Genomic DNA, 2,424 nt, shown 5'->3' with positions numbered 1-2,424 from the left:
GTGCGAAGGCGTGGGCGAAGGAGGTGCCGGGCCATTTAAAACATAATATGGAAAATGGGCAAATGAGAGTAAGGAAAGTCGGGAAAGTTGCAAAAGATGAAAGTGAGATCATACCGGGGCGGCAGATGGGGCTGGCGGCCGAAGGAATCGGACGTGTACGGGCACCTGCGGAAAATACACATGGAATAGAGAACACGACAAAGGCCGCGGTTAATAAGATTTTAAAAAGTAATGCGGATAGAAGAATGATTAAAAATATCTCACACCCAGTGCTTGATAATACACGTTTCGGAAGTGCCTTAAAGAAACCTGATGGTCAGCATGGATTTAATGATATTATTGATAATTATGCTCAGTTTGCTGATGAATTTGAATTTGTTGGTGGTGACAGAGTTAAAAGAAAACTATATCAAATTGAAGGCGGCATAAAGTACTACGATTATAAAGATGTATATAATAAAGAATTAAGGATTAAGGAAAGAATAACAATTGTTAAGGACCAAAACGGGATATTTGAATGGATTGTTGACCCTTACAAGGGAGTTACACATAGAAGATTTATTCCAAATGGAAAAATTACGGGTTTTCCAAACCAGAGAACGTAAAGCAAGGGTGGTTCAAATGAAAATTTCTTTAGATACTTTCAAAGAAAACGGCATGAAGTACGATTGGAAAACATTATACGCGGGCTTAAAATTAGATCTAATAAAAAAAAGCGACATTGTGAATTATGCAGTTGAATTTTTAACTAAGCATCCAGACTCTAACAATCAAAACGTTGTTCAGCTTGCTTGGGGTGACGATGATCTTGATTATGAGAATTTATTAGAAAATATATTAAAAGAGTCATATAGTCAGGATTTGAATTTTGACACTGAGGCCTGGCAACTTGAAAAAAGAAAATGGAGATTTGCTGTACTAACCAGTTTAAAGATAAAATACCAAAATGACTTTGAAGAGCTGTTAAATAAGATTGCTGAAGTGTATGCTGATTTTAATTATCCTGATGACATGGATAGCTTTATTTACTATCTAAAACCAACAGATGGCTTTGATCCTTTACAATATTCGAAAGCAGAGAATATAGTTAGATTAATCAACTTATTTAATGATTTTATGTGCAAAGAATATCAGTACTTACAAGATAAATCAATTTAATAATTATCCTAATTTAAATGGAAATTCTGCACTCAGAAGATAAGATTGTTTATATTTTTAATCTCTTTATCCTTTTTGTTACGTTTTTGTCATCTTTCACTAAGGTATCCTCCAGTGAATAGACAGAAGAAATTATCATCAGTCATTTTAGATATTTGGGATATTCGAGAGATTTTTCAGGTACAGTGCCCGGCATTAATAGCACCGCAAAATTTGCCGACACTTCACGCATCATCAACTGTGTAGGAGAATTTAGTAAACCTGGCAGTCATCTACTTCATAAAGTAAAAATCTGAGCCCACACAAAGTTAAAGCCATGTATCGGTATTTGGAAAATGCGTAGCAAACCTGGTTAAAGATGTGCCAAGAAAAATGATGAAGAAGATGGCGGATGGTATAGTTTATAATGAAATCTCTTCTCATATTATTCATCCGAACAAGTTAGATTATACACCGGCAAAGGCGGAGAGATGGTAACCATCTCTCCGCTTTTGCCTTTGATTTCCAATGTAGTCCAATTACACAACTGACCATGATGCACGCTGTTTTTCCAAGCTTTAGCCACATTGTAAATAGGAATAATGACGTTGACAAACAATTGCCTCCGTCAAATTCATTACATTTTAAATGATACCAGAATACTTGACGAAATTTTTCACTTCACGCTAAACCCATTCACATGCTTTTTTTGAGCGGACAAGAAAGCATGAAAAAACAGGATGAGCCATTGAAAAAGAAGGCAACACGAAGAATCCGAACCGTCATTCAGAATATGATAACGATGGCTTCTAAGCTGGTTACGAGGGCCGGGAATGGTAATTTTAAGGTCACAGGGGACAACAAACGACTGCTGACTTTTGCTCACTTATATAATACCTTAATACTAGAAATCCTGGGTAATAAGCGATAAGAAGAAAACCGAAACAAACCAATAAGTATGCAAAAATAAAAATTTGAAGATCTATTTGTTATGATCTAAAATAAGTGAAAAAAGAGAAATATTTATCTATCAAAGCAACAAAAGTGCATTATCGAATAATCAGATAATATTAGAGTTTCACTCTTGGGAAACTGCTTACCACCAGTGTTTACTAGTTTTTCATCAGGGATTCAGGTCTATTTTATGAAAGAACTCGTATCGACTGCCCGTATCGGCCGGTCACTCGGCATCCATTTGATTTTGGCAACGCAAAAACCGAGCGGGGTTGTCGACGACCAAATCTGGTCCAACTCGAAATTCAAACTGTCGCTCAAAGTCCAAAACAC

The 2,424-nt window shown here is 36.1% G+C and carries 1 protein-coding gene and 2 pseudogenes; all 3 read left to right on the top strand.

Features of this window, described 5'->3' with window-relative positions; genetic code table 11:
- A pseudogene (locus tag P9687_RS16145) lies at positions 1–605 on the top strand (hypothetical protein); the annotation flags it as partial.
- A complete protein-coding gene (locus P9687_RS16140; RefSeq protein ID WP_235801692.1) occupies positions 568–1,158 on the top strand; it encodes a DUF2247 family protein in 591 nt (196 codons plus the stop codon). The pseudogene P9687_RS16145 and the gene P9687_RS16140, both read left to right, overlap by 38 nt.
- Positions 1,159–2,269: 1,111 nt before the next feature.
- Positions 2,270–2,424 (top strand): annotated as a pseudogene (locus P9687_RS17360) (hypothetical protein); the annotation flags it as partial.

Source organism: Weizmannia sp. CD-2023 (genome assembly GCF_036225245.1).
GTDB lineage: Bacteria > Bacillota > Bacilli > Bacillales > Bacillaceae_C > Weizmannia > Weizmannia faecalis.
Note: the sequence above shows the minus strand (reverse complement) of the source record. Positions and strands in the feature narration are given on the sequence as shown.